The sequence below is a fragment of the Pigmentiphaga sp. genome, assembly GCF_033795525.1.
Lineage (GTDB): Bacteria > Pseudomonadota > Gammaproteobacteria > Burkholderiales > Burkholderiaceae_B > Pigmentiphaga.
This window is the reverse complement of record NZ_JARYGM010000003.1, coordinates 510,179-536,884: the sequence shown is the minus strand read 5'-3', so window position 1 is coordinate 536,884 and position 26,706 is coordinate 510,179. Positions and strand designations below refer to the sequence as shown.

Below are 26,706 nucleotides of genomic sequence, written 5' to 3'. Positions count from 1 at the left end.
CTTACAGGGATCGGACGTCGACGAAGTGTCCCGCCACGGCGGCCGCGGCGGCCATGGCGGGGCTGACCAGGTGGGTGCGTCCGCCCGTGCCTTGCCGCCCTTCGAAATTGCGGTTGGAGGTCGAGGCGCAGCGTTCGCCCGGGGCGAGCCTGTCGGCGTTCATCGCCATGCACATCGAACAGCCCGACTCGCGCCATTCGAAACCGGCTTCGATGAAGATCCGGTCCAGCCCTTCTTCCTCGGCCTGCGCCTTGACCAGGCCTGAGCCGGGAACCACCATGGCCAGGCGGATGCCGGGCGCCTTGTGCCGCCCCTTGAGCACCGCCGCCGCGGCGCGCAGGTCCTCGATACGCGAGTTGGTGCACGAGCCGATGAATACCTTGTCGAGCCGGATATCGGTCATGCGCGTGCCGGGAGCCAGGTCCATGTAGGCCAAGGCCTTGCGCATGCCCTCGCGTTTGACAGGATCCGACTCGGCGTCGGGATCGGGCACATTGCCGTCTACCGGCACCACCATTTCGGGCGACGTGCCCCAGGTGACTTGCGGCCGGATGGCCGACGCGTCGATCTCGACCACGGTGTCGAATACGGCATCCCCGTCCGAGCGCAGCGTGCGCCAGTACGCCACCGCCTGGTCCCAGAGCGCGCCGGTAGGCGAGAACGGGCGGCCGCGCAGGTAGTCGATGGTGGTGTCGTCCACCGCGATCATGCCCGCCCGCGCGCCGGCTTCGATGGACATGTTGCAGATGGTCATGCGGCCTTCCATCGACAGCGCGCGTATGGTGGAGCCCGCGTACTCGATGGCATGGCCGGTGGCACCGGCGGTGCCGATCTTGCCGATCAACGCCAGCACGATGTCCTTGGCCACCACGCCGGGCTGCAAGGCGCCCTCCACCCGCACCAGCATGGACTTCATCTTGCGCGCCAACAGCGTCTGGGTGGCCAGGACATGCTCGACTTCCGAGGTGCCGATGCCGTGCGCCAGGCAGGCGAAGGCGCCATGGGTGCTGGTATGCGAATCGCCGCAGACCACGGTCATGCCGGGCAGGGTCGCGCCCTGCTCGGGACCGACGACGTGTTCTATCCCCTGGCGCCGGTCCTGCATGCCGAAGAAGGTGACGCCGTAGGTGCGGGCGTTGTCCTCCAGCGCCGCGACCTGCGTGCGCGAGAACGGATCGTCGATGCCGCGGCTGCGGTCGGTGGTCGGCACGTTGTGGTCGGCGATGGCGAGACAGGAATCGGCGCGCCACGGCTTGCGGCCCGCCAGCCGCAGTCCTTCGAAGGCCTGCGGGCTCGACACTTCGTTGATCAGATGGCGGTCGATGTAGAGCAGGCAGGTGCCGTCCGGCTCGGCGGCGAAGGCGTGGGTGTCCCAGAGTTTGTCGTAGAGTGTGCGTGGCATGCGTGAAATGATAGGAGCGGCGCGAGGGGCGTGGAATGGCGATTCGAGATGGCTGCCGTGCCGAAACGGCGCTTTATGCAGCCAAGGGTTGCCTCCTAAAGTCGGATAAAAAGGAGCCCCTGCATGGAAGACGCCATCCGCTTCGGCGGCCGCATTCTTTACCTTTCCCGCGATCCCGCGTGCATAAGCCGCCAGCTTGCCGGCGAAACCGTATCGCTGGCCAAGGCCGCGCCGCTGCGCGACGACATATCGACCGACGAGATCACGCCGGTCACCACCATGCTAGTCTATGACGAGCGGCTGGGCCGCTATCCCTATGTGGGGCTGAAGGCCGGAGAGCAACTGCCCATAGGCGAGGACGCCGTGCGCCAGGGCGGGTTCGCGGTCACGGTCGCGGGCAAGCGCTACGGCAAGGGCTCATCGCGCGAGCACAGCCCGCTGGCCGAACTGTCGGCCGGGATCCGGTTGATCGTGGCCGAAAGCTTCGAGCGCATCTACCAGCAGAACTGCGACAACATCGGCATCCTCACCACTACCGATTTCGACGTGCTGCGGCGCATCGAGGCGGGCGAAGCCATTCCCATCGAGCATTTTCTGAAGGGACGCGATGCGCTGACCCAGGCCATCATCCGTAGCGGCGGGCTGATGGCGTACAGCCGCCAGGCGCTGCGGGCCGACGTCGCGCCGAGGCCGGCACCGCCGGGCGCCGGCCGCACGCTGGTCGAGAAAATCATTCATCGCCATCTCCATCCCGACATGGCCGCGGCCGGGCGCGGCAGCGGCGTATTCATCCGGGCGGACTGGCGCTTCAGCCATGATTACTTCACCGGCATGAGCGCGCACCTGATGCAGCGGGCCTACGGCAAGCCGGCTCCCCTGCGCGATCCGGACCGTATCGTCGCCTTCCACGATCACCTGGTGCTGGCGCCGCAGAGCGTTCCTCACGTCAAAGGCGGGCTGTTGCCGCGCGTGGCGGCGCTGGTTCAAGGCCACCACGATTTCACGGCGGACTATCCCGTGCGCCATCATGGGCAGCTGCCCGACGGCAACGGATCGGAAGGGATCTGCCATGCGTTGATGACCGAGCGCTATGCCCTGCCCGGCGAGGTGGTGGCCGGAACCGATTCGCATACGCCTCATGCGGGGGCACTGGGGTGCCTGGCCTTCGGCGTAGGGTCCACCGATATGGCCAAAAGCTGGGCGACCGGCTACGTGCGGTGCAAGGTGCCCGAGACTTTGCGCATAGAGGTGTCGGGCACGCTCGCACCCGGCGTTACGGCCAAGGACATCGTGCTGGTGCTGCTGCGTTCGGAAGCGGTGCGCAATGGCGAGGCCATCGGCGCGGTGTTCGAGTACGGCGGCGAGGCGGTGCGGGCGATGCCGGTGGACGAGCGCGCTACCTTGACCAATATGGTGGCCGAGCTGGGCGGCTTCACCGGCATCGTCGAACCGGACGACAAGACCGTAGCGTTCCTGAAGGAACGGCGCGGCATAGCCTTCGAGCTCGAAGAGTGGATGGCGAGCGACGCGGACGCGGTCTACCGCCGCATCATCCACATCGACGGCGCCAGCGTGCGGCCCATGGTGGCCCGGCCCGGCGACCCCGGCAACGGCGTGGCGGTCGACGAGCTCGACACCGACGTCGCCGTGGACATTGCCTATGGCGGTTCCTGTACCGGCGGCAAGCGCGCCGACTTCGACGCCTACCACGAGGTATTGAAATGGGGCTTGGACCGAGGCCTGCGGATTGCGCCGCGCACGCGCTTCTTCCTGCAGTTCGGGACCCTGGAAGTGCAGCGCTATTGCGACGAACGGGGCTATCTGCCCACCTTCGAGCGCGCTGGCGTGGAACTCATCATGCCGGGCTGCGGGTCATGCGCCAATTGCGGGCCCGGGCAATCGACCTCGGCCTCGCAGGTCACCATCAGCGCGATCAACCGCAATTTCCCGGGCCGCTCGGGCCCCGGCAGCGTCTGGCTGGCCAGCCCATACACGGTCGCGGCCAGCGCGTTGGCGGGGGCCATCACCGACTTCCGCGGCCTGCAAGCGGCACACTGAAAAACGGCATGCCTGGACGGGCGGGCGCCGCCTACAATGCCGGGATCTTTGGTCTTCGTTTTCCAGGCATGCCATGGCTACGTCATCCCAGCCCCGATTCCAGTTCCGGCTGCGTGTCTACCGCGACGGCGGCATCGCCATCGGGCCGGGTAAGATCGCGCTGCTGGAAGCCATTCTGCAGGCCGGTTCCATTACCGCGGCGGCGCAGCAAATGGGCATGTCCTATCGGCGGGCGTGGCTGTTGATCGACGAACTCAACCGCGCGCTACGCGAACCCGCCGTCGAGAGTGCGGTGGGCGGCGCGCGTGGCGGCGGTACGGTGGTGACCGAGGCCGGCAAGGAACTCATCCGGCTTTACCGCGGGATCGAGGCCACGGCCCATGCCGCCGCCGCCGACGACATTGCGGCCATGACGCGCATGTTGGCGGACTGACACAACGGTAGGCGGGAAGCCGCGCCATTCGCTATGGTTCGATGCGGCTTTCGTTGTATTCTTCCGGATATGACGACACCGCTGCTGGATACGTTCGACGCGTTTCCCCTCATTCTGTCCCTGAAGGTTGCCGCGCTGGCCACGGTGCTGGCCCTGGTGGCCGGCGTGGGACTGGGCTGGCTGTTCGCGCGCCGGCCCTTTCCCGGCAGCTCCGTCGTCGAGTCCTTGTTCATGCTGCCGCTGGTGCTGCCGCCTACCGTCATCGGCTATGCCATCCTGCTGGTCGCCGGACGGCGCAGCGCACTGGGAGGATGGCTGTACGAGAACTTCGACTACACCATCATCTTCAGCTGGCATGGCGCGGTCGTAGCGTCGGCCGTCGTGGCCCTGCCCCTGGTACTGAAGTCGGCCGGCGCCGCCTTCGCCGGCATAGACCGCACGCTGGAAGCGGCGGCCAGTACGCTGGGCCAGTCGCGCTGGTCCGTCTTCCTCCGGGTCACGCTGCCGCTGGCCTGGCCGGGCATCCTGGCGGGCACGTTGCTGGCTTTCGCGCGTGCCATGGGGGAGTTCGGTGCCTCGCTCATGGTCGCGGGGTCCATTCCGCATCAAACCCAAACGCTTTCCATGGCGATCTACGACGCCACGCAGGCCGGGCAGGACCAGCTCGCGCTGCTGTTGGTGCTTATCACGTCGGTCATTTCCATCGTCATCCTGGTGGCCAGTAACCGCTATTTGTCGCTACGCTGAAAGGAGCGCCATGCCCCGCTTCCGTCTTACCGCCGTGCTGTTCGCCCTGGCCCTGCCGCTGTCGGCGGCGGCCGAAGCGCTTACGGTTTCGGCCGCCGCCAGCCTGACCAACGTCTTCAAGGAGCTCGGACAGCGGTTCGAGCAAAGCCACCCAGGCACCATGGTGCGGTTCAATTTCGCCGCCTCGGGCGTCCTGCTGCAACAGATGGCGCAGGGTGCGCCGGTCGACGTGCTTGCCAGCGCGGACCAAGCCACGATGGACCGGGCGGCGGCGCAGAAGCTGGTCGACACGTCGACGCGGCGGGACTTCGCGGCCAATAGCCTGGTTGTGATTGCGCCGCTCCAGGGCGGTCCGGCGGTGGCGTCGCTGCCGGACCTGGCTCGCAGCGAGGTCAAGCGCATCGCCATCGGCAAACCGGCCACCGTACCGGTGGGCAACTACACCCGGCAGGCGCTCGAAAGCGCCGGGCTCTGGAGTCCGCTGCAGTCCAGGCTGGTACAGGCCGACAGTGTGCGGCAAGTGCTGGACTATGTGGCCAGGGGCGAGGCCGATGCCGGCTTCGTCTATCGGACCGATGCGGCCATCATGCGCGACAAGGTGAAGATCGTGCTGACCGCGAGCGGTCACGATCCGGTGTCCTATCCGGTTGCGGCCGCCGCGGGCAGCCGTCACCGCGCCTTGGCGGACCGCTTCATCGCCTTCCTGCTTTCCGCGCCGGGACAGGAAGCGCTGGCCCGCTACGGGTTCGGCAAACCATGATCGACGTCGACATCGCGTTGACGGTGCGCGAAGGCGCGCGGCGCTTCGATCTGGCGGCGCGCTTCGGCACCGACGCGCGCTTCGTCGCGTTGTACGGTCCTTCCGGATCGGGCAAGTCGCTGACCCTGCAGGCCATGGCGGGCCTGATCGGGCCGTCGGCCGGACACGTGCAACTGGAAGGGCGCGTGCTGTTCGACCGGGCGCGCGGCGTCGACCTGCCGCCGCCGCAACGCCGAATCGGCTATCTGTTCCAGCACTATGCCCTGTTCCCCCATCTTACGGTGCGGCAGAACATCGCCTTCGGCCTGACTTCCTGGCGCAAGCGCGGCCTTGCCGCCGGCGAGCGGCAACGGGTCGAGGATTTGATGAACCGGTTCGGCCTCTCGACGTTGGCCGATAGCCGCCCTGCCGCGCTGTCGGGCGGGCAGCAGCAGCGCGTGGCGCTGGCCCGCGCGCTTGCCTGCGAACCGCGCGCCCTGCTGCTGGACGAACCGTTCGCGGCGCTCAACCCCTTGCTGCGTGGCGCGCTGCGCAAGGAACTGGCCGAGGTGGCGCGCCAGTGGAAGATCCCCGTGCTGATGATCACCCACGATATCGACGATGTCCTGGAGCTGGCCCAGGTGGCTTTCGTCTACCAGGACGGCCAGGTGGTTCGCGAGGTGGACCTGCGCACCGGCGGCAGCCGCGATATGGCGCGGCGGGCTCTCGGTGACGATACGCCCGCCGATACGCCGGCCCGGCAGCGGCTCAGGCAATTGCTCAACGAGTCAGACGCGCCGCGCTGAGCTCGCCCGGCGGCCGGCGGTAGAATCGTCCATCGATGAACCTGCCGTGCCTGTCCCCGGCTATCCGTTTTCCCGCCTCCATGACTACCCTTGATCGTTCCGCTGCCGTCGGCTTTGGCTTCAATCCGCTGAACCGCCTGTCCGAGTCGCGGGGCGATGAAGCCTTCATTCGGGCCTGCCGGCACGATCCCGCTACCCGCTTCGTAGTGTTCGTCGGCGACGTACCATTGCTCGAACTCGGGGGAGAGGGTCCGTGCGCAGTTTTGCCGGCCGATCGTTGGGCAGGCCTGGGCCCGGTCCGGTATGAAATCTTCCTGGGCCGGGACGACCGCGGCGGTGCCTTGTTCGCAGTCTCGCTCGACGCGAGCGTTGCCGCATCCACGCTGCCGCGCCCGGGACTGGAGCTGGTGGACGTGCGCAGCATCGCGGCCCGGGGCCTGTTCCCGCCCGACATACTGGGCGAGCTCGGCGGCGCCAAGGCCGTCCTGAGCTGGCATGATCGCCATCGCTATTGCGCCAATTGCGGCGCGCCCAGCCGCGTGTCGTCGGCCGGGTGGCGCCGCGACTGCGACGCCTGCGGGGCGCAGCACTTTCCCCGCGTCGATCCGGTGGTGATCATGCTTGCGGTGGACGGCGATCGCTGCCTGCTGGGGCGGCAGGCCCGGTTCGCGCCGGGCATGTATTCGGCCTTGGCGGGGTTCCTCGAACCCGGCGAGACCATCGAGGACGCGGTGCGGCGCGAGGTCCGGGAAGAAGCGGGCATCGACTGTGCGCAGGTTGCCTACTTCGCTTCGCAGCCATGGCCGTTCCCGGCGTCGCTGATGATCGGATGCTTTGCCCGCGCGGCCACGACCGACGTCGTGGTCGACCGCCACGAACTGGAGGATGCGCGCTGGTTCACGCGCGACGAGCTCGCGCGCATGCTGGCCGGCACGCATCCGGACGGGCTGTCCGCCCCGCAGCCGTTCGCCATCGCCCACCACCTGATCAAGGCCTTCGTCGAAGGCGACGGTCCCCCGGTCTAGCGCGACGGCGCCCGCCACGGGTGTGCAAGCGCAGTGTATGGCCCTACAATCGTCCTGGCTTCCCGGCATACACGCGTGTTCTTCGGACAAGGCAATGGCTGACGGCGTAATCTCCGCACACGACGTATTTCCCCATATCCGCATCGTCATGGGTATGGTCATCGGGCTAGGCGTCACTCGCCTCTTGTCCGGCCTCTCCCGCATCGTCCAGCATCCGCGGCACTATCCCGTCTATCCGGTCCACATAGCCTGGGTATTCTGGCTGCTGCTGATGCTGGTCCACTTCTGGTGGTGGCAGTTCAACCTGTACCTCGTGCCGGAATGGACGTTCGGCAAGTATTTGTTCATCATCGTCTATGCCATCGTCCTGTTTCTGCTGTGCACGCTGCTCTTTCCGGATTCGCTGGAAGACTACGATGGCTACGAGGATTACTTCTTCGCCCGGCGTGCCTGGTTCTTTGGCCTGCTCGCGGTCGCGTTCTGCCTCGATATCGTCGATACCCTGATCAAGGGGGAAGCCCATTTCGCCCGCTTCGCCCATGAATACATGATCCGCACGCCGGTCTTCGTGGCGCTGTGCATGGTCGGTATCGCGACGCGCGGGCGCCGCGTGCACATCCTGCTGGTGGCGGCCATGCTGGTCTACCAGATATCGTGGATCTGGAGGATGTTCGACACCATCGTCTGAGGCGTCGCGTTCTTATGCCGCACCTGTTGCACCAGGCCTGCGGTCTCGCTGCGGCGTTCTAGCGCAGCGCCGCCAGCACCAGGACCGCTATCGCCAGCACGAGGCAGAGCAGTTTCCAGAACAAGAGCGGATTGCGTTCGGCCAGCGGGACGGCGCGGACGTGTGCCGGATCCGGATGGCGCAGCGCATGCGCGAACTCGGACGGCTCCTGGTAACGCTGCCCGGGATCGATGTGGACAGCCTTGGCCAGGACCCGGTCTACCCACGCGGGCAGGTCGCTCGTTTCGTCCAGTGCCGATGTGTAGGCCAGCCGCCGCTGCCCCGCTCGCGTCCGCGTCTTGGCTATGTCGGGACCATAGGGCAGGCGGCCCGTCAGCATCTGGTAGGCGATCACGCCCAGCGAGAAAATGTCGGCGCGCACCGATCCGCCCTCGCCCAGGAAATACTCGGGCGCGGCATACAGCGCGGCGCCGGGGATTTGCAGCGGATCGCCGGCCTGCGCGATCTCCACGACGCCCGCAACCTTGGTCGAGCCCAGGTCGATGATGCGTACGGTCCCGCCGGCGTCGAGCAGGATGTTGTCCGGGCGCAGGTCCTGGTGAACGATTTCCAGGCGATGAAAGGCCTGCAGGCCCTGGGCGATCTGTTCGACGATGCGGCGGACCTGCTCGAGGTCCGGACGCGGATGCCGGGCCATCCACTGCGTCAATGTCCGGCCTTCGATGTACTCGGTAACGGTGTACAGGTAGCGCCGCTCGCGCACCGGTGGCCATGCCTTGACCACGTGGCGGCTATTCATGCGGCGCGCGATCCATTCTTCCATCAACAGGCGTTCGAGATAGGCGGGATCGTGCCTGAGGTCGAGCGACGGGATCTTGATGACGACCCGCGCGCCGGTGTCGCCGTCTTCGGCCAGGTAGACATGGCTGCGGCTGCTGGCGTGCAGCTCCGACACGATGCGAAAGCCATCGAACGTCATGCCTGCTTGCAGCAGCGGCGGGCACGGCAGAGTCCTTGCGTATTGCCGGACCTCGCCCGCTTCCAGTCCGGGCAGCGACGCGACCCGGACGATCTGCACCGTCAGGTTGTCGGTGCTGCCGTTCTCATAGGCAAGGCGTACCAGCGCGCGCGCCGCCTCATCGAGTGCTTCGGACGGCGCGCTCGCCGCCTGTACGATGTCCTGCGGGCTGACGTGTTCGTAGACGCCGTCGGTCGCCAGCAAGAAGACATCGCCCTGCGCGAGGCGCTGTGTGTGGTAGTCGATCTCCAGGTGCGGCGAGATCCCCAACGCCCGGCCCAGGTAGCTCCGGTCGTGCGCGACCCAGACCCGATGGTCCTCGGTCAGTTGTTCCAGCGTGCCGTCGCGCAGCCGGTAGATGCGCGCGTCGCCCACATGCAGGATGTGCGCGGTGGCCGACTTCAGCACCATCACGCTCAGGGTGCAGACGTAGCCCCGGTCATGGTTCTCGCGGTGCCCGCTGTTGCGGGTCTGGGCATGCAGCCACGCATTGGTCGCGCCCAGCACCCGCTGCGCGGATTTCTTGACCGACCAGGTCTCCGGCGTGCTGTAGTAGTCCTCCAGGAATCCGGCCACCGCCGTTTCACTGGCGATGTGGCTGACATCGCTGCTGCCTATCCCATCGGCCAGCGCCACGGCGATGCCCTTGGCGCCCAGCAAGGGCTCCTGCGGAATGCACAGGCCGTGGAAATCCTGGTTGGCCGGCTTGCGTCCGCGGTCGGAGTACTGCCCCACCGTCACTTGCAGCTGGCCGGGCGATACCGCTTGCACGGACGCATCCATCGCGGCCGGGCCGATCAGTTGAAGCTGCGCTGCGGCGCCGTCTTCATGTGGGTGGTGTAGAGCGTGAGGCCGGTCAGCGAGAGGCCGCCGACCAGGTTACCCAGCACCACGGGGATCTCGTTCCAGATCATGTAGTCCATGATCGAGAAGTTGCCGCCCATGATGAGCGCGGACGGGAACAGGAACATGTTGACCACCGAATGCTCGAAGCCCATGAAGAAGAACAGCATGATGGGCATCCACATGGCGATGACCTTGCCGCTGACCGTCGTGGAAATCATGGCGCCGACCACGCCCAGGGACACCATCCAGTTGCACAGCACGCCGCGGATGAAGATGGTCAGCATGCCCGCCGCGCCGTATTCCTTGTAGCCCAGCGTGCGGTTCTCGCCGATGTGGGAGATGACCTCGCCGACCTTGCCCGGCGGAACCGAAAAGCCGTAGGTGAAGACAATGGCCATCAGCACGGCCACGGTCAACGCACCCAGGAAGTTGCCCACGAAGACGACGCCCCAATGCTTGAGCACAGCGCCCAGCGTCACGCCCGGCCGTTTCTCGAACAGCGCCAGCGGCGTCAGGACGAATACGCCGGTGAGCAGGTCGAAACCCATGAGATAGAGAATGCAAAAGCCGACCGGAAAAAGGGCCGCGCCCAAGATGGCCGAGCCGGTCTGCACCGTGACCGTGACTGCGAATACCGCCGCGATGGCCAGGATGCCGCCGGCCATATAGGCACGGATCAGCGCGTCGCGGGTCGCCATGTAGATCTTCGATTCGCCGGCGTCGACCATCTTGGTGACGAATTCGGATGGAACGATATAGGACATGATGGATTCCAGTGATTGAAAACGGGGGTTCGGTTGCGCTTAGCCGATCTCGACGGCCGCGCCGTTGATTCGTGCGGGCCAGGTACGCAGGCGCTGCTCGGGATACTCCAGGCAGCGGCCGTCTGCCAGGCGGAAGTGCTGCTTGTAGAGCGGGGCCGCCACCACGAGGTCGCCGCCCAGTTGGCCGACGATGCCGCGTCCGATGACGTTCGCGCCGGACTTGGGATCGCGGTTTTCGATGGCGTAGACCATGTCGCCGTCCTTCCCGGGAAGGTAGAACAGCGCGACCTGTACGCCATCGACCAGCGCGACGACGCCGGAGTGGGCAACCAGGTCCTGGCGCGAGCAGGCAACGCGCCAGCGGGCGGGCAAAGCGTCGCGGGATGACATCAGGAGATCTCCTCGGCGATGGGGATGACGCGTGCGGCCGGCTCGGCCGGCCGGCGCTGGCCGCGTTCTTCCACGAACCGGATATCGGGATCGGCGCGCCTGTCGTTGACGAAGGTGCGGAAGCGCTTGAGTTTTTCCGGGTTGCTCAGGGCATTGGCCCATTCGCATTCGTAGCGGTCCACCACCAGCTGCATTTGCGCTTCCAGCTCGGCCGCCAGCCCCAGGCTGTCTCCGATGACCACCGCTTTCAGGTAGTCGAGCCCGCCTTCCAGCGACTCGCGCCATACCGACGTGCGCTGCAGGCGGTCCGCGGTACGGATGTAGAACATCAGCAGGCGGTCGATGTAGCGGATCAGCGTGTCGTCGTCGAGGTCGGTCGCGAACAGCTCGGCGTGGCGCGGCCGCATGCCGCCGTTGCCGCACACATAGAGGTTCCAGCCGTTCTCGGTGGCGATCACGCCGATATCCTTGCTCTGCGCTTCCGCGCATTCGCGCGTGCAGCCCGAGACGGCGAACTTGAGCTTGTGGGGCGCGCGCAATCCTTTGTAGCGGTTTTCGATGTACAGGGCCATCTTCACGCTGTCCTGCACGCCGTAGCGGCACCAGGTGCTGCCCACGCAGGACTTCACCGTGCGCGTGGACTTGCCGTAGGCGTGCCCGGTCTCGAAGCCGGCGGCGATCAGCTCGGCCCAGATATCGGGCAGCTCGTGCAGCTGCGCGCTGAAAAGGTCGATGCGCTGGCCGCCGGTGATCTTGGTGTAAAGCTTGTATTTGCGGGCCACCTCGCCGATGGCGATCAGCCCCTCGGGTGTGATCTCGCCGCCCGGTATGCGCGGCACCACCGAATACGTGCCGTTCTTCTGCATGTTGGCCATGAAGGTATCGTTGGTGTCCTGCAGCGGCACCAGGTGCGGCTCCTGGATCGGCCGGTTCCAGCACGAGGCCAGGATCGATGCCACCGCCGGCTTGCAGATCGCGCAGCCCAGCTCGCCGCGACCGTGGCGGGCCAGCAGCGCCTCGAAGGTTTCCAGGCCCTCGACGCGGACAATGTCGTAGAGCTCCTGCCGGGTATATGGGAAATGCTCGCAGAGGCTCTTGTCGATGGCCACGCCCCGGCTGGCCAGTTCATGATCGGCCACTTGCTTGAGCAGTGCCGCGCAGCCGCCGCAGCCGGTCGCCGCACGAGTGCAGGCCTTGATGCTGGCGACATCGGTGCAACCGCCGGCTATGGCCTCGCAAATGGCGCCCTTGCTGACGTTGTGGCAGGAACAGATGGTGGCCGTGGCCGGCAGGGCGTCGGCGCCCAGCGCCGGAGCCGCCTCGCCCTGGGGAAGAATGAGCTGGGATGGGTCCTCGGGAGGCGCGATCCCATTCTGCACGTACTGCAGCAGCGTGTCGTAATAGCTGTTGTCCCCGACCAGTACGGCGCCGAGTATCTGTTTGCCGTCCGCCGAGACCACCAGCCGCCGGTAGGCTGAACCCGCTTCATCGATATAGCGGTAGCTGCGCGCGCCCGGCGTCGTGCCGTGGGCGTCGCCGATCGAACCGACGTCTACCCCCAGCAGCTTGAGCTTGGTCGACATGTCGGCGCCTACAAAGGGCTGGCCCGCCGCGCCGCACAGGTCGGCCGCCACGGTGCGCGCCATCTGGTAGCCGGGCGCGACCAGGCCGAAGACGCAGCCATTCCACGACGCGCACTCGCCTATTGCATAGATGTCGGCGTCGCTGGTGCGGCAATGCGTATCGACGGCCACGCCGCCGCGCTCGCCCAGCGCCAGGCCGGCTTGCCTGGCCAGTTCGTCCCGCGGCCGGATGCCGGCCGAAAAAACCACCAAGTCGGTTTCCAGGAAGGACTCGTCCGCGAAACGCATGCGGTAGCGGTAGGCTTCGCCCGCCTCGATCGCCTGGGTCGCGCGCGAGACGTGCACGCCCACGCCCAGCGCCTCGATGCGTGCCTTCAAGGCCGCGCCGCCGAAGTCGTCCAGCTGCACCGGCATCAGGCGCGGGGCGAACTCCACCACATGCGCCTCCAACCCCAGCGACTTGAGCGCATTGGCGGCTTCCAACCCCAGCAGGCCGCCGCCCACGACTACGCCGCGCCGTGCGCCGCGGGCCGCTTCGCGGATCAGGTCCAGGTCGTCCAGCGTACGGTAGACCAGGCGCGAAGTGCCGGCCGCGCCCGGAATGGGCGGGACGAAAGGATAGGAACCGGTCGCCAGCACGAGCTTGTCGTAGGCAAGGGAGCCGCTCGCGGTCATGATCTCGCGGCGATCGCGGTCTATGCCGGTAACCGCTTCATCCAGATGCAGCGTTATGCCGGGCTGCTGGTATAGCGCGGCGTCGCCCATGGCCATCGATTCCGCATCGCGGCCGCCGAGGTACTCCGACAGGTGCACGCGGTCGTAGGCGCGCCGGCTTTCCTCGCCAAAGACGTGGATGCGATAGCGCTCGAGCGCGCCTTGGGCCAGCAATTGCTCGACGCAGTGGTGACCGACCATGCCGTTGCCGACGATGATCAGGGTTTGCAGAGGGGTGTTGGCTGCATTCATGGGCGATTCCGGGTAGCGCTGTCCGATTCCCCAGAGCCAAAACAAAACGGCGCCCTGGACCGCGAGGTCCGGGGCGCCGTTGCCTGGGGTTCGATACGTTGTCTTGCCGGACCGCAGTCCGGTTACCCCTCAAAATGCAATAGGCGTGCCAACACCGGTAGCTCCGCTGTGGAGGCGGTCTCCCGGGCAGGAGGCAGAGTGGAAAAGCGTGGGCGCACCAATATGGTTCCCTAAAGCGGAGTGCAGGGTGCGGCGGCGCACCTTGGCGGTGCCGGATGCGGCCGACCGGCGGTCAGCGCTTGAAGGTGCGCTGAACCACCGCCAAGAAGGCGCCTACCACGGGGTTGTCGGAGTCCGCCTGATGCACGAAGGCCAGGGTGTAGCCGGGCGGCGTGCGTGTATCGGCAATATCCAGGAAGGCCACATCGGGCATGTGGACGGTGCGCATGGCTGCCGGTACCAGCGCGACGCCAAGGCCCCCCGCCACCATGGTCAGCACGGTCTGCATCTGGGCCGCTTCCTGTACCACGCGAGGGGAGAAGCCGGCCTGCTGGCAGGCGTTGAGCAGCGCGGATACGAAGCCCGGGCCTTCCGAGGCGGGAAAGGAAATGAAGGGCTCTTCGGCCAGGTCCTTCATGCGTACCTTTTTCTGCTGCGACAGCGCATGCTCGGCAGGTACGGCCAGCACAAAGCGCTGTTCACGCAGGGTAGTGACTTTCAGGCCTTTCTGATGGGTGAGCGGGGTGACCACCAGCGCCAGATCCACGGTTCCGCGCCGCAACGCCTCTACCTGTCGCCCGGTGGTTTCGGCGGTCAGCTGCAGCTGGACCGTTGGATACTCGCGCTGGAAGCGCTTGAACAGGACTGGCAGCAGGTCCAGCGCGGCGCTGGGTACGAACGATAGCCTCAGCAAGCCTTCCATGCCGTCGGCGGCACGCTGTGCGCGCTCGATGCAGAGCCTGGCTTGCCGCAGTGTGCGCTGGGCCTCCTTGAGAAAGACCGCTCCCGCCGGCGTCAGCTTGACATGATGGCGGCTGCGCTCGAGCAGCCGGGTTCCCACTTCATGCTCCAGGTTCTGGATCGATACGCTCAATGGCGGTTGAGACATGTGCAGCCGTTCGGCCGCGCGGCGGAAATTCAGTTCCTCGGCAACGATCTCGAATTGGCGGAGCTGCTTGAGTTCGAACATGGTGATTCGCTTATCGAATAACGATATGCCATAAATAATATTGGAGATATCAACGCGCCGCTCGTATCGTTGCCAGGCCGGCCAGTGCTTATAGCTCGGCACGCCTATGCTGGAGAACTGGAGTCAACATGCAACCTTCGCTGCTCGAAGAAGTCGTCACCGTCCCCAATCCCTACCCTGTCGTCTCGGAAGTCGGCTATCCCGAAGTCTGGCGCCTTTGCACGCAGGCTCGCGAACTCGCCTGGGACCCGGCAACCGATATCGACTACTCGGACCTTGCCGGCGCCGACCTGCCGGCCGAAGCGCGCGCCGCGGGGGCGGAATGGTGGAGCCTGCGCGCCTGGATGGAGCATGGCGCCACGCCCTACGGTGCCGAACGGCTGCTCGATTCGATCTTCCAGCACCAGCCCTTCGAGATCAAACAGCACATCACCAATTTCATTGCCGAAGAATTCCGGCATCACGAGGCCAGCTTTCGCATCGCCGAGGTGCTGGGCGGCTACCAACCTTCGCCGCGGGCGGACTACTTCAAGGCCATCATTCCCAAATTCCACGATGAAAAGGACGAGAAAGCGATGAGCTTTTTCGCAGGCCTGTCCGTCAATACCCTGTTCGAGCAGCTCTCGGGCGAGCTGCTGCAGGCCCGCTATGAGAACGCCCGCTTCGAATCGATCAAGGAGGCCTGCCGGTTGATTTTGCGCGACGAGGCCCGCCACATCCAGTTCGGTCGCATTATCATGCGGCGCTTCTTCAATGAACTGAGCGCCGAAGAAAAACAGACGGTGGGCAACAAGGTGGCGAAGAAGCTTCGCGGCAGCCTGCTCAGCGGTGTCTATGCAGTCGTGAACCTGCCCGCCGACGAACGGACACGATCAGGCCGCGCGCGGGCGCTGGCCGCCGAATATGGCCTGGGGGCGACGCATCCTGACGAAGAAATCGACATCATCAGGAAAGGCGTCGGCAGGATCCGCGAGGACGTGGGGGTGTATGGCGTGGAGATTCCCCAAATTCCCGAACTCGATGGCAAAGGCTGAATGATGCCGCCGCGCCGCCAGGTACCCGGACGTCCCGATGCGCTGAGCCGCCTGCTTGAGGAGGTCGGACCGCGCTGGGCCGGCGACATCCGCGGTTGCGGAGAGCGTGTCAAGGAGGCCTACCTGCCATGGCTGGCGGCCGCGCCTAAGGAAGGCTATAGCGTGCGGCGGGATGTGGCCTACGGTGCGCATGCCAGGCAGGTTCTGGATATCTACCGGCCCGAGGGCGCGCGCGGTGCGCCGGTGGTCGTCTTCGTGCACGGCGGGGCATTCGTGCGCGGCGCCAAGGAGATCAATGCCCAGATGTATGCCAACGTGCTGGCGTGGTTTGCACGCCAAGGCTGCGTTGGCGTCAACGTGGAATACCGGCTGGCGCCCGAGACGCCCTTCCCCGGCGGCGCACTTGATGTGGCCATGGCATGCGCGTGGGTCCAAACCTTCATCGCGAACCATGGCGGCGATCCCACGCGCATCTGCCTGATCGGCCACTCCGCAGGAGGCACCCATGCGGCGTCGTACGCCTTCGACCCGGCACTGGGATACCTCGGTTCGCACCTGGCCTGCCTGGTACTGATATCCGCGCGGATGCGCGCCGATGTGCTGCCGGAGAATCCGAACGCTGCCGGGGTGCAGGCCTATTTCGGGACCGACACTGGGCAGTATGAACGTTGTTCGCCAGTCTCATACGCGGCCGCCAGCAGCCTGCCGACGTTCATCGTCAACGCCGAGTACGAGAATCCGCTGCTGGACTTGTACGGACTCGAGACCGCATACCGGATGAGCGCGGCCAGGCGATGCGCGCCGCGCTACCTCGCCATGCCGCTGCACAATCACGTATCGATCATGGCGCACTTCAATTCCGGCGAAACAGAGCTTGGCGAAGCCATTCTCGATTTCTTCGCGCGCGCCTGCCCGTGAGGGCCGGTCTCTGGCGGCGAGCAGGCGTGCGCGGGCTCAGTCCTTGGCCGCCAGGCCGGCTGTACGTACTACCTTGGCCCATTTAACCGCTTCGTTTTGCACGTAGCTGGCGAAGTGCGCCGGAGTATCCGGCACGGGTTCGGCCCCCAGCTTGGCCAATTGTGCTTTGACTTCAGGCTTGGCCAGCAGCCGGGCCAGTTCGGCGTTGAGCTGATCAACGACGGGCCCGGGCATTCCGGCCGGCCCGAAAATGCCAAACCATGCAGAGGCTTCGTAACCCGGCACGCCGGATTCGGCCACCGTGGGCAGATCGGGCAGCAGCGCGCTGCGCTTATCCGACGTGATGGCGAGCGCCTTGACCCGGCCATCCTTGATATGCGGCATGGCCGTCAATTGCAGGTCGAACATCAGGTTCACCTGGCCCGCCAGCAGATCATTGAGGGCGGGAGCACTGCCCTTGTAGGGAACATGCAGCAGATCGACGTGCGACAGGTTTGCCAGCAGTGCGCCCGCCAAGTGGTTCGAGGTGCCGTTGCCCGCGGAGGAATAACTCAAGATACCCGGTCTGGCACGCGCCAGCGCCAGCAATTCGTTGATGTTGCCGGCCGGTACGGAGGGATGCGCGAGCACCACGAAGGGAATCGATACCAGCCGGGCAATCGGTGTGAAGCTCGCGACGGGATCGTAGCCGACGTCGCTCATCGCCGGGTTCATCGCGTGTGAACTGACGGTTCCTAACAACAACGTATAGCCGTCCGGCGGAGTGGCCGCAACAAACTTTGCGCCAATCGCGGTCCCCGCGCCCGGCTTGTTCTCCACGATGACCGGCTGCCCCATCTGTCCTGACAGGTTCTGGCTGATCAGGCGCGCGAGCACGTCGGCCGAGCCGCCGGGCGGGAATGGGACGACAAGGCGTATGGGGCGAACAGGGTAATCGGCGGCATGCGCCTGACTGGCCGCGGCCATGGCACTAACCAGGGCACAGGCCGCCGCGAGTCGGTGAAGCATGGATGGGCAGCTCAGCATAGGACGAGACCTTTTTTGCCAGGGACAAACCGGCGGCGCGTCGTCGCGGCCTTCACCGGGCCTGGTCTCCTCCTGCGGCCGCGCTCTGGGGGCGGCATCGACGAATCAACTATACGCGGATGCAGTCATACGCATTAATACTATTTATTCATATCGGTGATCGTGCTGCGATATCAACCCGGAGCCTCAGCCCCGCACCCCGATGACCGCCACGACGCGGGTGAACGGGACCGAACGATCAATGGACAGGGAGCCCCCGCTGCAAGTACAGACGCGCGAAACCAGGCGCAGCCCGAAGCCGGCATCGGCAGGCAGCTGGAAGGATGCAGGAAAGCCTTCGCCCTCGTCTTCGATCGCCAGGGCGATGGAAGCGAGGCCTGTACGCAACGATAAACGGATGTCGCCCTTGCCGTACTTGATGGCGTTGGTGATCAGTTCGATCAGCACCGACGTCACCGACACCAACTCATCGGTCTCGAGCTGGATCGGCGAGTCGGACGTGAAGGCGAGCCTGCGCGGCGAACGCGGGTCGATCAGCGCGGTCTGCAGATGTTGCACGAGTCTGGTGAAGTGCGCCGAGGCTTCCGGCGCGCGTGCGGGATCACGTTCGTAGGCGTACTCATGCAGGCGCACGAGGCTCTCGATGCGGCTCACGGCGATACCCAACTCCAGCCGGACCGTCGGGTCGCTCGAGCGCCGCGCCTGCACTTGCAGCGAACTCGACAGAAGACTCAGCCCGTTGTGCACACTGTGATGGAATTCGCGCAACCGCATACCGAGGTCGGCAACATGTTCGGTCAAGCCGGCGCCGAGGTCCGGGCCAGCGGGGATATCGTCCTTGGGCGGTACGCTCTTCTTCATATATGGCAGAAACGGGCGATGCGCTGTACCGGTCCTGGCCGCAGCAGGCCGGCCGGTCTTCTCGGTGATGGAGCGGCCCGGGTACGACGCTTGAGCGTTGCGTGCCGAGGCGCGGGCTATAGGGATGACTCTATCCCCCGTGGAGCGTGCCAGCCAGATGATCCCGTACTAGCTGCCCCGGTATTTTTTTCCCGGTTTACGTCCGGGGCAGCCGCCGGTGGCGCGTGGCCGCTTTCTCGTAGCTGGTAATGCCTCGCCGGCGGGCCCAGACGATGGCGTCGCTGCGGCGGTGGACGCCTATCTTGCTGTAGAGCGTAGCGATGTGGTTGCGTATCGTGTTTTGCGAAAGCTTCAAGGCACGCGCGATACCGGCATTGTCCGTGCCTTCGCACATGAGTCCCAGCACTTCCCGCTCGCGCGGCGTGAGGTCGGCCAACTGCGCGGCGGGCGCCTGAGTATCCTCCGGGCGGCGGAGCTGCGCGAGTTTCTCGATGACGCTTCGGCTGAACCAGGATGCGTCCCGCATGACGGTGTCGATGGCTGCCACCAGCTCTTCTTCGCCGCGCTTGCGATCGGTGATGTCCTGGATCGCCGTCAGTACGCAACGCTGACCGTGGATGGTGACTGCTTCGGCCGATAAGAGGCAGTCCAGGATGTCGCCATTGCGCGTGCGCAGGCGCACTTCCTCGTTGCGGACGCTGCCTCCCGCTTCGAGCGTTTCCCTCAGTTTGCGGCGCATGCGGTCGTCGGCCCAAAGCTGCAGCTCCGACGGGTCCCTGGCGACGGCTTCCTCGGCCGCATAGCCCGTGGTTTCGACAAACGCCTCATTGACGTCCATGAGCAGCAAGCCCTCGAGCGAACTGACCGCCATGGGCACCGGCGCGAGCCGGAAGGCCTTGGAGAAGCGTTCTTCGCTCTGGCGCAGCGCATCTTCCGCTACCTTGCGCGGCTCCAGGTCCATGAAGGTGAAGAGCATGCAGGCTTCCTCGCCCACCTCGATCGGCTGGCCGGCGACGACGACCAGCTTGGCCTGCCCGTCCGGCAGTTGCAGCGTGGCCTCCATCTGCGAGATCGTGCGGCCTTCCTGCAGGCAGCGTAGTCCTTCCTCGCGGCGGGTGGCTTCGTTCAGCACGTCGATCTCGACCACGGAGCACCCCAGGACTTCATCGCGCGCAAAGCCCGTCATCTGCAGAAAGCCGGGATTCACCTTCACATAGCGCAGGTCGGACAGGCGGCAGATAAGGGCCGGCGCGGGATTCGTATTGAACGTCCGTTCGAACCGGTCTTCGGCATTGAATCGCTCGGTTTCGTCCTGGATCACCAGCACCAGCGACTCCGGCTCGTCTTCCTCGTCGGTCAGCACGAGGCTGCGTATCCGCTGGACGCGCCGGAAAGCCGGGTCGTCCGTCTTGGCGAGTTCCACGATCACGTTGTGCAGCCGCTCGCCCGCCAGCACGCGCATGACCGGATATTGCTCGGGCGTCAAAACGTGGTTGTTGCGATACTTGAGCGTAAAGGCCGCGATATAGTCCTGGGCCGATTTGCCCAGCCCCGCCGGCTTGTCGACGCCGTGCACGGACAGCGCGGTTTCGTTTGCCCATTCGATGGAGCCGTCCGGATCCACGAGGATGATGCCTTCGGACAACCCGGCGATGATTTGTTGCAGCTGGCGCCGGTCTACGCGCGGCTTTTCGAGGGCTTTTCTCATCCGACCGTCTCGGTGGCGTGATGGCGATTGCCGGATGATGCGGTGGCGCGCCATCTGGAGCAAGGCCGTTGCGATGCAAGGGCTGGCAGCCAGTGTATACGAAGGACACTATTCCCGCGGCCACAATTCGCCGCCCCACTCTTCGACAATTTCCTGCAGCGCGAGGGAAACGGCCTGGCCCGCGCTGGTCAGGACGCCGGACTTCGGCAACGCCAGGGTCACGAAACGGCGCAGGTCGGGGTTGACGATGCGCGTGGCTTGCAGCGTGCCGAGCTTGCGTTCCTGCATGATGGAATACGGCCCCAGAATGGCGTAGACCGACTGCGTGGCGGCCAGTTCTTTTTGCATGGTCAGGGAGTCGGCCTCGATGACGGCGTTGAGCGCGAATCCCTTGGCGCGGGCGGTTTCGTCGAGGATGGCACGCCAATGGGCCGGGCGACGCGGCACCACCAGCGGCAGGTTCTGCAGGCGGGCGAAGTCGATGGTGGGTGCCTGCGTGAGCGCATCGCCGGGCCGCGCGACCAGGTAGGTATGGCCGGTGGCAAGCAGCCGCTCTTCGGAGCTGGCGGGTTTGTGATAGCGGAACAGAATCGCCATGTCCACCAGGCCCGCGTCCAGCAGCGCGTCCAGTTCCCCGCCCTGGCCTTCGCGCACATTCAGGCGTATGAGCGGATAGCGTTGGCGCAGGCGGCCGAACAGCGTGGTGAGCAGCGGATGGGCGGCCGACGGAAGAATGCCCAGCCGTACTTCGCCCATCGGCACCGAGGAGGTGGACCGGATTTCGCGGAGCAGCTGGTCGGTGTCGCTAAGCCAGGCGCGCACCCGGGCGATGATGCGCTCGCCCAGTTCGGTCAGCACCACGCCGCGGCCGGTGCGGCGGAACAGCCGTCCGCCGCATTCTCGTTCCAGATTGCCGATCTGGCGGCTGATGTGCGATTGCACCGTCATCCGCGCGGCGGCGACCTTGGTGAAACTGCCGGCTTCGGCGACTTCGACGAAAAGTTTGAGATCCGCCTGGTTCATGGCTGCCGCGTAGATAGGGACATCACAATTTTGGCATGTCTGAAATCTCTGGTTCAAGGCTAGGAAGATATCTCGGCGCTTCCTACACTGCGGACCGTTACGACATCGCGCGATGCGTACGGACATCCGATCAACGGTGCCGAGCACGGCCCGGTACCTGAACTGCGTCCATCACCATGACAGAAACCACCCTGGCGCCAGAGATGGCGCCCCTGCGCATCGCCGTGGACATCGGCGGCACCTTTACCGATCTGGCCGCCTTCGATGAAAGCGCGGGCACCCTGCATTTCGGCAAGGCTCTCTCCACCCATGGCCGGCTGGTCGAAGGCATCCAGCACACGCTGGACGGCGCGGGCGTCGACCTGCGCCACGGCTATTTGTTCCTGCACGGTTCGACCATCGCCATCAATACGCTGCTCGAGCGTAACGGGGCCAAGACCGCGTTGCTCATCACCGAAGGCTTCCGCGATATCTACGAGATCGGCCGTGTGAACCGTCCGGACGCCTATAACCTGTTCTTTGCCAAGCACACGCCGCTGGTCAAGCGCTCGCTGCGCTACGAAGTGGAAGAGCGCCTGCGTGCCGACGGCAGCGTGCACAAGCCGCTGAACGAGGCGCGCGTGCGCGAGGTGGCGCGCGAACTCAAGGCGCAGGGCGTAGAGGCCGCCGCCGTCCTGTTGCTGCATTCGTACCGCAAGCCCGGACACGAAAAGCGCGTGAAGGAAATCCTGCTGGAAGAACTGCCGCACGCCTTCGTGACGGCATCGCACGAGCTGTCGCAGGAGTACCGCGAGTTCGAGCGCGTCTCGACCGCCGTGGCGAACGCCTATGTCGGGCCGCGGGTGTCCGCCTATCTGGGGCAGCTGGAAACCCACCTGGCCGAGCACGGCTTTGGCGGCGACTTCTATGCGGTGCAGTCCACGGGCGGCCTGTTTCCGCTCGAGCATGCCCGCCGCGATTGCGTGCGCATGCTCGAATCGGGACCGGCCGCCGGGGTGATCGGCGCACAAGCTATTTGCGCCCAGCTGGGCCTGCCCGATGCCATCGCGTTCGACATGGGCGGGACCACCGCCAAGGCCGGGGTGATCAGCGAGGGCCGGCCGCTTACCACGGGAAGTGCGTTGATCGGGGGCTACGAAAAGGCGCTGCCCATCCAGATTCCCATGATGGATATTTTCGAGGTCGGCACGGGAGGGGGGAGCATTGCGCGCGTCGAACTGGGCAATTCGCTGCGGGTAGGTCCCCAGAGCGCGGGCTCCATGCCGGGCCCGGTCTGCTACGGGCGTGGCGGCACGGAGCCGACCGTGACCGACGCCAACCTGATCCTGGGGCGCCTGGATGCCGGGCACTTCCTGGGCGGCGACATGCCGCTCGACCTGGACGCCGCGCACGCGGCCATGCAAGCGCGCATCGCCGGGCCGCTGGGTTTGGAGACGGTACAGGCGGCCGACGGCATCCTGCGTATCGCGGTGACCGCGATGTCGCATGCCGTCAAGGCCGTCACGACCGAACGCGGCCTGGATGCCGGCAGCTTCACCATGGTGGTCTACGGCGGCGCCGGCCCGCTGCACGCCTCGGCCATCGCCCGTGAACTGGGCATACGGCGGGTGCTGATTCCCTATGCGCCCGGCTATTTCTCGGCCTATGGCATGTTGTTCAGCGACCTGCGCTACGACTATGTGCGTTCGGTGTTCCGCCGCCTGGAAGACCTGTCGTTCGACGAGATCGAGGCCTTGTATGCGTCCATGGAAGAGGAAGGCCGTGCGGCTATCGCCACATCGGCGGTCCGGCCCGACCAGATCGTCATCGAGCGTTCGGCCGACATGCGCTATGTAGGCCAGGAACACGCGGTCACCGTCGACCTGCCCCGCGTATTTTTCGAGCGGCAGGACCGCGACGCCATCAAACGGCATTTCGACGATGTCCACGCCGTGCGCTATGGCACTTGCGCGCCGTCCGAGCCGGCCGATATCGTCAGCCTGCGCGTCACGGTGCTGGGCGTGATGCGCAAGCCGCCACGCCATGCGGTGGGGGCGGGCGCCGAGTTGCCGCCCGACGGCGCCTTGCGCACGCACAAGCCCGTGTACTTCCGCACGCACGGCCATGTGCAGACGCCCGTGTACCGCCGCGATGCCTTGCTGGCCGGCAACCGCATCCCGGGCCCCGCATTGATCGAAGAACACGCGTCCACGACCGTCGTCCAGCCGGGCGATGCACTGACCGTGGACGATTGCGGCAACCTGCATGTGGCCATCGGGAGCGAACGCTGATGAATGCGCGAGACATGGAACAACGTACCGTCGATCCGGTGACGGTGGAGATCGTCCGCAACGGTCTGCTGGCGGTTACGGAGGAAATGAAGACCAATCTGATGAGGACGGCCTACAACCTCATCATCTACGAGGCGCTGGATTTCACCGTCGGTCTGTTCACGCCCAAGGGCGAGACGGTTTCCATCGGCCTGGGCCTGCCCATGTTCATCCGCGGCATGTCCGAGACGGTCAAGGCCAAGATCCGGCATTTCGGCCTGGACAACATCCGCCCGGGCGACATCCTGGTAACCAACGATGCCTACGTTACGGGTAGCCACCTGAATCACTTCACCTTCACCATGCCGGTGTTCCATGAAGGCCGCATCGTCGCCTTCACCTGCTGCATGGCGCACTGGCTGGACGTGGGCGGGACGCTGGGGCAGGTCACGACCGACATCTTCTCGGAAGGGATACAGATTCCCATCGTCAAGTATCGGCGCGAAGGCGTGGTCAACCAGGATCTGGTGGACATCATCGCGATGAACGTGCGCCTGCCCGAACGCGCGCTGGGAGACTTGCGCGCCCAGATCACCGCCATCACGACCGGCGAGCGCCGCTTCCTGGAGCTGGTCCAGCGCTACGGCGCCGATGCGGTGCAGGCCTCGATCGCCCAGATCATGGACCAGTCGGAAGCCGTCGCCAGGCGCAATACCCTGAGCATTCCCGACGGCACCTACGAGGCCGAGTCCTACATGGACGACGACGGTGTGGACGTGGGCCGGCGCATTCCCATCCGGGTCAAGGTGATCAAGCAGGGGGACGAGATGACCATCGATCTGTCGGACGTCAGCCGGCAGGTCCGCGGTTTCTACAATTCCGGCTTCACGACCGGCATCGCCTGCGCCCAGGTCGCGTTCAAGTGCCTGACGACGCCCACTGACTATCCGGTCAACGACGGCAGTTTCCGGCCGCTCAAGGTGGTCATGCCGATGGGTACGGTCATCAGTGCCGAGCGCCCGTATCCGATGCGAGTCTGGATGACCTTCCCCATGACTGTCATCGACACCATCTTCAAGGCGCTTGCCCCGGCCATACCCGACCGTGTCATCGCCGGGCACCATGCCGATCTGGTGTTTCCCAACATCCACGGCATTTCGCCCGAGGACGGGCGGCTGTTCATCGTCGGCATCGGCCCTCTGGGCGGCGGCTGGGGCGCCAAGTCGCGCGAGGACGGCGTCTCGGTCACCGTCTGCATCAATGACGGCGATACGCACAACAGCCCCACCGAACAGCTCGAGGCCAAGTATCCGGTGCTGGTCGAGCGCTACGCCATTCGCCCCGACAGCGGCGGTGCCGGCAAGTATCGCGGCGGCCTGGGTGCCGAGATGGTGGTGCAGGCGCTGTCGCCCTTTGCGGTCACGACCCGTATCGACCGCATGCATTGCAAGCCGTGGGGACTGCATGGCGGCCATGAGGCCGCTGGCAATGGCATCGCCATCCGCAAACAGGAGCAGTGGGACGAGAGCATGCCGAACGCCAAGATCTTCAACGTCCGGCTCGAGCGGGGCGATGCCTACAAGATGCTCTCCGGGGGCGGCGGCGGCTTCGGCGATCCGCGTGGGCGCGATCCCGAGGCGGTGGCCGAGGACGTACGCGAAGGGTATGTCAGTGCCGAGACGGCGCGCCAGATCTATGGCGTCGCGCTGACAACCGAAGGAACGGTGGACTGTGCGGTCACCGAAGCGCTGCGGCGGGGCGGCCATGCCGCCTGAAGCCCCCGTGCACGCGTCCGCGCTGCTGCGCCTGTGGAGCGACCTGGCGCTGCAGCACGTATCCATGGGCGGCGCGTGTGCATGCGGCATCGGCGGTGTGACGCTGCGCCTGCAGGATTTCGAACGCGACATCATCGACTACCTGCGTGCCGAGGCCGAGCGCCTGGGCCAGGCCGATGCGTGCGCCTTGCTCGACCGGCATGCGGCCGCTGGCGACGGCGCCGTCGCGGCCGTGCTGGGCGAGCTTGCGGCAGCCGGCGCCGGCGTCCCGGCAGACGCCGCGGCATGGGTGCTCGCCCGGCTGGACCGCACGCTCACCTCATTCGCACGCCTGCATGGCCCGGCGCGCGATGGCCGGCCGGGAGCAAGCTCATGACGCGCATCCATCCAGACGACCAACGCATTCCAGTGACGGTCTTGACCGGCTTTCTGGGCAGCGGCAAAACGACGCTGCTGAATCGCCTGCTGGCCACGCCCGCCCTGCGCGATACGGCGGTCATCATCAATGAGTTCGGCGAAGTCGGCCTCGATCATCATTTGCTCGAGCAAAGCGCCGAGGACATGGTGCTGCTGGCCAACGGCTGCATATGCTGCACCATACGAGGCGACCTGGTGCAGGCCTTTGCCCGGCTCGACGAACGGCTGGCCGGCCAGGGCATGGCGCTGCGGCGCGCGGTTATCGAGACCACCGGCCTGGCGGACCCGGCGCCCATTCTCCATACGCTGATGAGCGAGCCGGCCGTCAGCGGGCGGTACCGTCTGGACCATGTCGTGGCGACCGTGGATGCCTGCAATGGAGCGGGAACGCTGGACACGCACCGGGAAGCCCAGAAGCAGGTGGCCGTGGCCGACCGGCTGGTGTTGACCAAGACCGATCTGATGTCCGCGGACGCGGTGCAGGGGCTCGTCCGCCAGCTTCGCGCGATCAACCCTGGGGCCGCGGTCGAGCCCGCCCAGGAGGTGCCGCAAGCAGCACAGGACTGGCTGGCCGCGGAAAGCCCCGGGTCCGGCCCGCACCTGCGGCGGTGGCTCCGCGCGGAAGCCTACGAATCCGATAGCGATAGCCATCGCGGGCATGTCCACGGCGACGAGGACCACCACCACGGCAGCGACTCCCATCATCACGACCGCATCCGCCATGGCGACCGCATCCGTTCTTACGTGGTTACCCGCGACGAGCCAGTGTCGTGGGCGGGCGTGCAGCGCTGGTTGGCGATGTTGGCGACGCTGCGCGGTCCCGACCTGCTTCGCGTCAAGGGCATCGTCAACGTCATCGAGCATCCCGGCAGGCCCGTGGTCGTCCATGGCGTGCAGCATGTTTTTCATCCCCACGCGTTTCTGCCGGCATGGCCCGACGCCGATCACCGCACGCGCATCGTCTTCATCACCCGCGACATCGAGCGCGACCTGGTCGACGAAACCCTGAGGATTTTCGAGCACAGATAGACACACCGCCGC

General features: G+C 65.9%; 23 protein-coding genes. 13 read left to right on the top strand and 10 right to left on the bottom strand.

Annotated features, from left to right (window positions below; genetic code table 11):
* Position 1 precedes the first annotated feature (1 nt).
* The gene (gene leuC / locus QHC78_RS11070) at positions 2–1,402 is read right to left on the bottom strand and encodes a 3-isopropylmalate dehydratase large subunit (protein WP_319744407.1); all 1,401 of its coding nucleotides are present in this window, start codon (positions 1,400–1,402) and stop codon (positions 2–4) included.
* A gap of 123 nt (positions 1,403–1,525) precedes the next feature.
* Here leuC and QHC78_RS11065 point away from each other — a divergent pair, with 123 nt between their 5' ends.
* The 7 genes from QHC78_RS11065 (at position 1,526) to QHC78_RS11035 (ending at position 7,898) form a co-directional block, all read left to right on the top strand.
* Positions 1,526–3,460, top strand: a complete 1,935-nt coding sequence (locus QHC78_RS11065; RefSeq protein WP_319744405.1) for an aconitase family protein — start codon at positions 1,526–1,528, stop codon at positions 3,458–3,460.
* Positions 3,461–3,533: 73 nt separating this feature from the next.
* The gene (locus QHC78_RS11060; protein WP_319744403.1) at positions 3,534–3,893 is read left to right on the top strand and encodes a winged helix-turn-helix domain-containing protein; all 360 of its coding nucleotides are present in this window, start codon (positions 3,534–3,536) and stop codon (positions 3,891–3,893) included.
* 69 nt (positions 3,894–3,962) lie between these two features.
* Positions 3,963–4,640: a molybdate ABC transporter permease subunit gene (gene modB, locus QHC78_RS11055; RefSeq protein WP_319744401.1), complete on the top strand. Its 678-nt coding sequence runs from the start codon at positions 3,963–3,965 to the stop codon at positions 4,638–4,640.
* Between the two features lie 10 nt (positions 4,641–4,650).
* On the top strand, positions 4,651–5,400 hold the full coding sequence (modA, locus tag QHC78_RS11050) for a molybdate ABC transporter substrate-binding protein (protein ID WP_319744399.1): 750 nt from the start codon (positions 4,651–4,653) through the stop codon (positions 5,398–5,400).
* On the top strand, positions 5,397–6,185 hold the full coding sequence (locus QHC78_RS11045; protein ID WP_319744397.1) for a sulfate/molybdate ABC transporter ATP-binding protein: 789 nt from the start codon (positions 5,397–5,399) through the stop codon (positions 6,183–6,185). The genes modA and QHC78_RS11045 overlap by 4 nt, the downstream gene beginning before the upstream one ends.
* An 80-nt stretch (positions 6,186–6,265) precedes the next feature.
* On the top strand, positions 6,266–7,210 hold the full coding sequence (gene nudC, locus QHC78_RS11040; protein ID WP_319744395.1) for an NAD(+) diphosphatase: 945 nt from the start codon (positions 6,266–6,268) through the stop codon (positions 7,208–7,210).
* A gap of 94 nt (positions 7,211–7,304) precedes the next feature.
* Positions 7,305–7,898: a hypothetical protein gene (locus QHC78_RS11035; RefSeq protein ID WP_319744393.1), complete on the top strand. Its 594-nt coding sequence runs from the start codon at positions 7,305–7,307 to the stop codon at positions 7,896–7,898.
* Positions 7,899–7,956: 58 nt separating this feature from the next.
* On the opposite strand, the gene QHC78_RS11030 is transcribed toward QHC78_RS11035, so the two are convergent.
* From QHC78_RS11030 to QHC78_RS11010, 5 genes are all read right to left on the bottom strand, one after another.
* A complete protein-coding gene (locus QHC78_RS11030; protein WP_319744391.1) occupies positions 7,957–9,687 on the bottom strand; it encodes a bifunctional protein-serine/threonine kinase/phosphatase in 1,731 nt (576 codons plus the stop codon).
* A 26-nt stretch (positions 9,688–9,713) separates the two neighbouring features.
* Entirely contained in the window at positions 9,714–10,526 is an 813-nt protein-coding gene (locus tag QHC78_RS11025; RefSeq protein WP_319744389.1) for a formate/nitrite transporter family protein, read from the bottom strand.
* A gap of 39 nt (positions 10,527–10,565) precedes the next feature.
* Entirely contained in the window at positions 10,566–10,916 is a 351-nt protein-coding gene (nirD, locus tag QHC78_RS11020) for a nitrite reductase small subunit NirD (protein WP_319744387.1), read from the bottom strand.
* Positions 10,916–13,465, bottom strand: a complete 2,550-nt coding sequence (gene nirB / locus QHC78_RS11015) for a nitrite reductase large subunit NirB (protein ID WP_319744385.1) — start codon at positions 13,463–13,465, stop codon at positions 10,916–10,918. Before nirB ends, nirD begins: the two co-directional genes overlap by 1 nt.
* 292 nt (positions 13,466–13,757) lie before the next feature.
* The gene (locus QHC78_RS11010; RefSeq protein WP_319744383.1) at positions 13,758–14,654 is read right to left on the bottom strand and encodes a LysR family transcriptional regulator; all 897 of its coding nucleotides are present in this window, start codon (positions 14,652–14,654) and stop codon (positions 13,758–13,760) included.
* 128 nt (positions 14,655–14,782) lie between these two features.
* Between QHC78_RS11010 and QHC78_RS11005 the strand changes: the two genes are divergently transcribed.
* Positions 14,783–15,688 carry a ferritin family protein gene (locus QHC78_RS11005; RefSeq protein WP_319744381.1) on the top strand — a complete coding sequence of 302 codons (906 nt, stop codon included), beginning with the start codon at positions 14,783–14,785 and terminating at the stop codon, positions 15,686–15,688.
* Complete coding sequence (locus QHC78_RS11000; RefSeq protein ID WP_319744380.1) at positions 15,689–16,606, top strand: alpha/beta hydrolase; 918 nt, start codon at positions 15,689–15,691, stop codon at positions 16,604–16,606.
* Positions 16,607–16,642: 36 nt separating this feature from the next.
* Here QHC78_RS11000 and QHC78_RS10995 read toward each other — a convergent pair whose 3' ends face one another.
* From QHC78_RS10995 to QHC78_RS10980, 4 genes are all read right to left on the bottom strand, one after another.
* Complete coding sequence (locus QHC78_RS10995; protein ID WP_319744378.1) at positions 16,643–17,572, bottom strand: tripartite tricarboxylate transporter substrate binding protein; 930 nt, start codon at positions 17,570–17,572, stop codon at positions 16,643–16,645.
* 246 nt (positions 17,573–17,818) lie between these two features.
* Positions 17,819–18,493, bottom strand: a complete 675-nt coding sequence (locus tag QHC78_RS10990) for a histidine kinase dimerization/phosphoacceptor domain -containing protein (protein ID WP_319744375.1) — start codon at positions 18,491–18,493, stop codon at positions 17,819–17,821.
* Between the two features lie 196 nt (positions 18,494–18,689).
* Positions 18,690–20,201, bottom strand: coding sequence for a helix-turn-helix transcriptional regulator (locus QHC78_RS10985; protein WP_319744374.1), 1,512 nt, complete (start codon positions 20,199–20,201; stop codon positions 18,690–18,692).
* A 108-nt stretch (positions 20,202–20,309) separates the two neighbouring features.
* Positions 20,310–21,224 (bottom strand): LysR family transcriptional regulator, encoded by a 915-nt coding sequence (locus QHC78_RS10980; protein WP_319744372.1) that lies wholly within the window; start codon positions 21,222–21,224, stop codon positions 20,310–20,312.
* A gap of 176 nt (positions 21,225–21,400) precedes the next feature.
* Here QHC78_RS10980 and QHC78_RS10975 point away from each other — a divergent pair, with 176 nt between their 5' ends.
* From QHC78_RS10975 to QHC78_RS10960, 4 genes are read left to right on the top strand one after another with little or no spacing between them, the layout of a single operon-like run.
* Positions 21,401–23,494 carry a hydantoinase/oxoprolinase family protein gene (locus QHC78_RS10975; protein WP_319744369.1) on the top strand — a complete coding sequence of 698 codons (2,094 nt, stop codon included), beginning with the start codon at positions 21,401–21,403 and terminating at the stop codon, positions 23,492–23,494.
* Between the two features lie 14 nt (positions 23,495–23,508).
* Positions 23,509–25,248 (top strand): hydantoinase B/oxoprolinase family protein, encoded by a 1,740-nt coding sequence (locus QHC78_RS10970; RefSeq protein ID WP_319744367.1) that lies wholly within the window; start codon positions 23,509–23,511, stop codon positions 25,246–25,248.
* Positions 25,238–25,624 (top strand): hypothetical protein, encoded by a 387-nt coding sequence (locus QHC78_RS10965; RefSeq protein ID WP_319744365.1) that lies wholly within the window; start codon positions 25,238–25,240, stop codon positions 25,622–25,624. Before QHC78_RS10970 ends, QHC78_RS10965 begins: the two co-directional genes overlap by 11 nt.
* Entirely contained in the window at positions 25,621–26,694 is a 1,074-nt protein-coding gene (locus QHC78_RS10960) for a CobW family GTP-binding protein (RefSeq protein WP_319744363.1), read from the top strand. The genes QHC78_RS10965 and QHC78_RS10960 overlap by 4 nt, the downstream gene beginning before the upstream one ends.
* Positions 26,695–26,706: the final 12 nt, after the last annotated feature.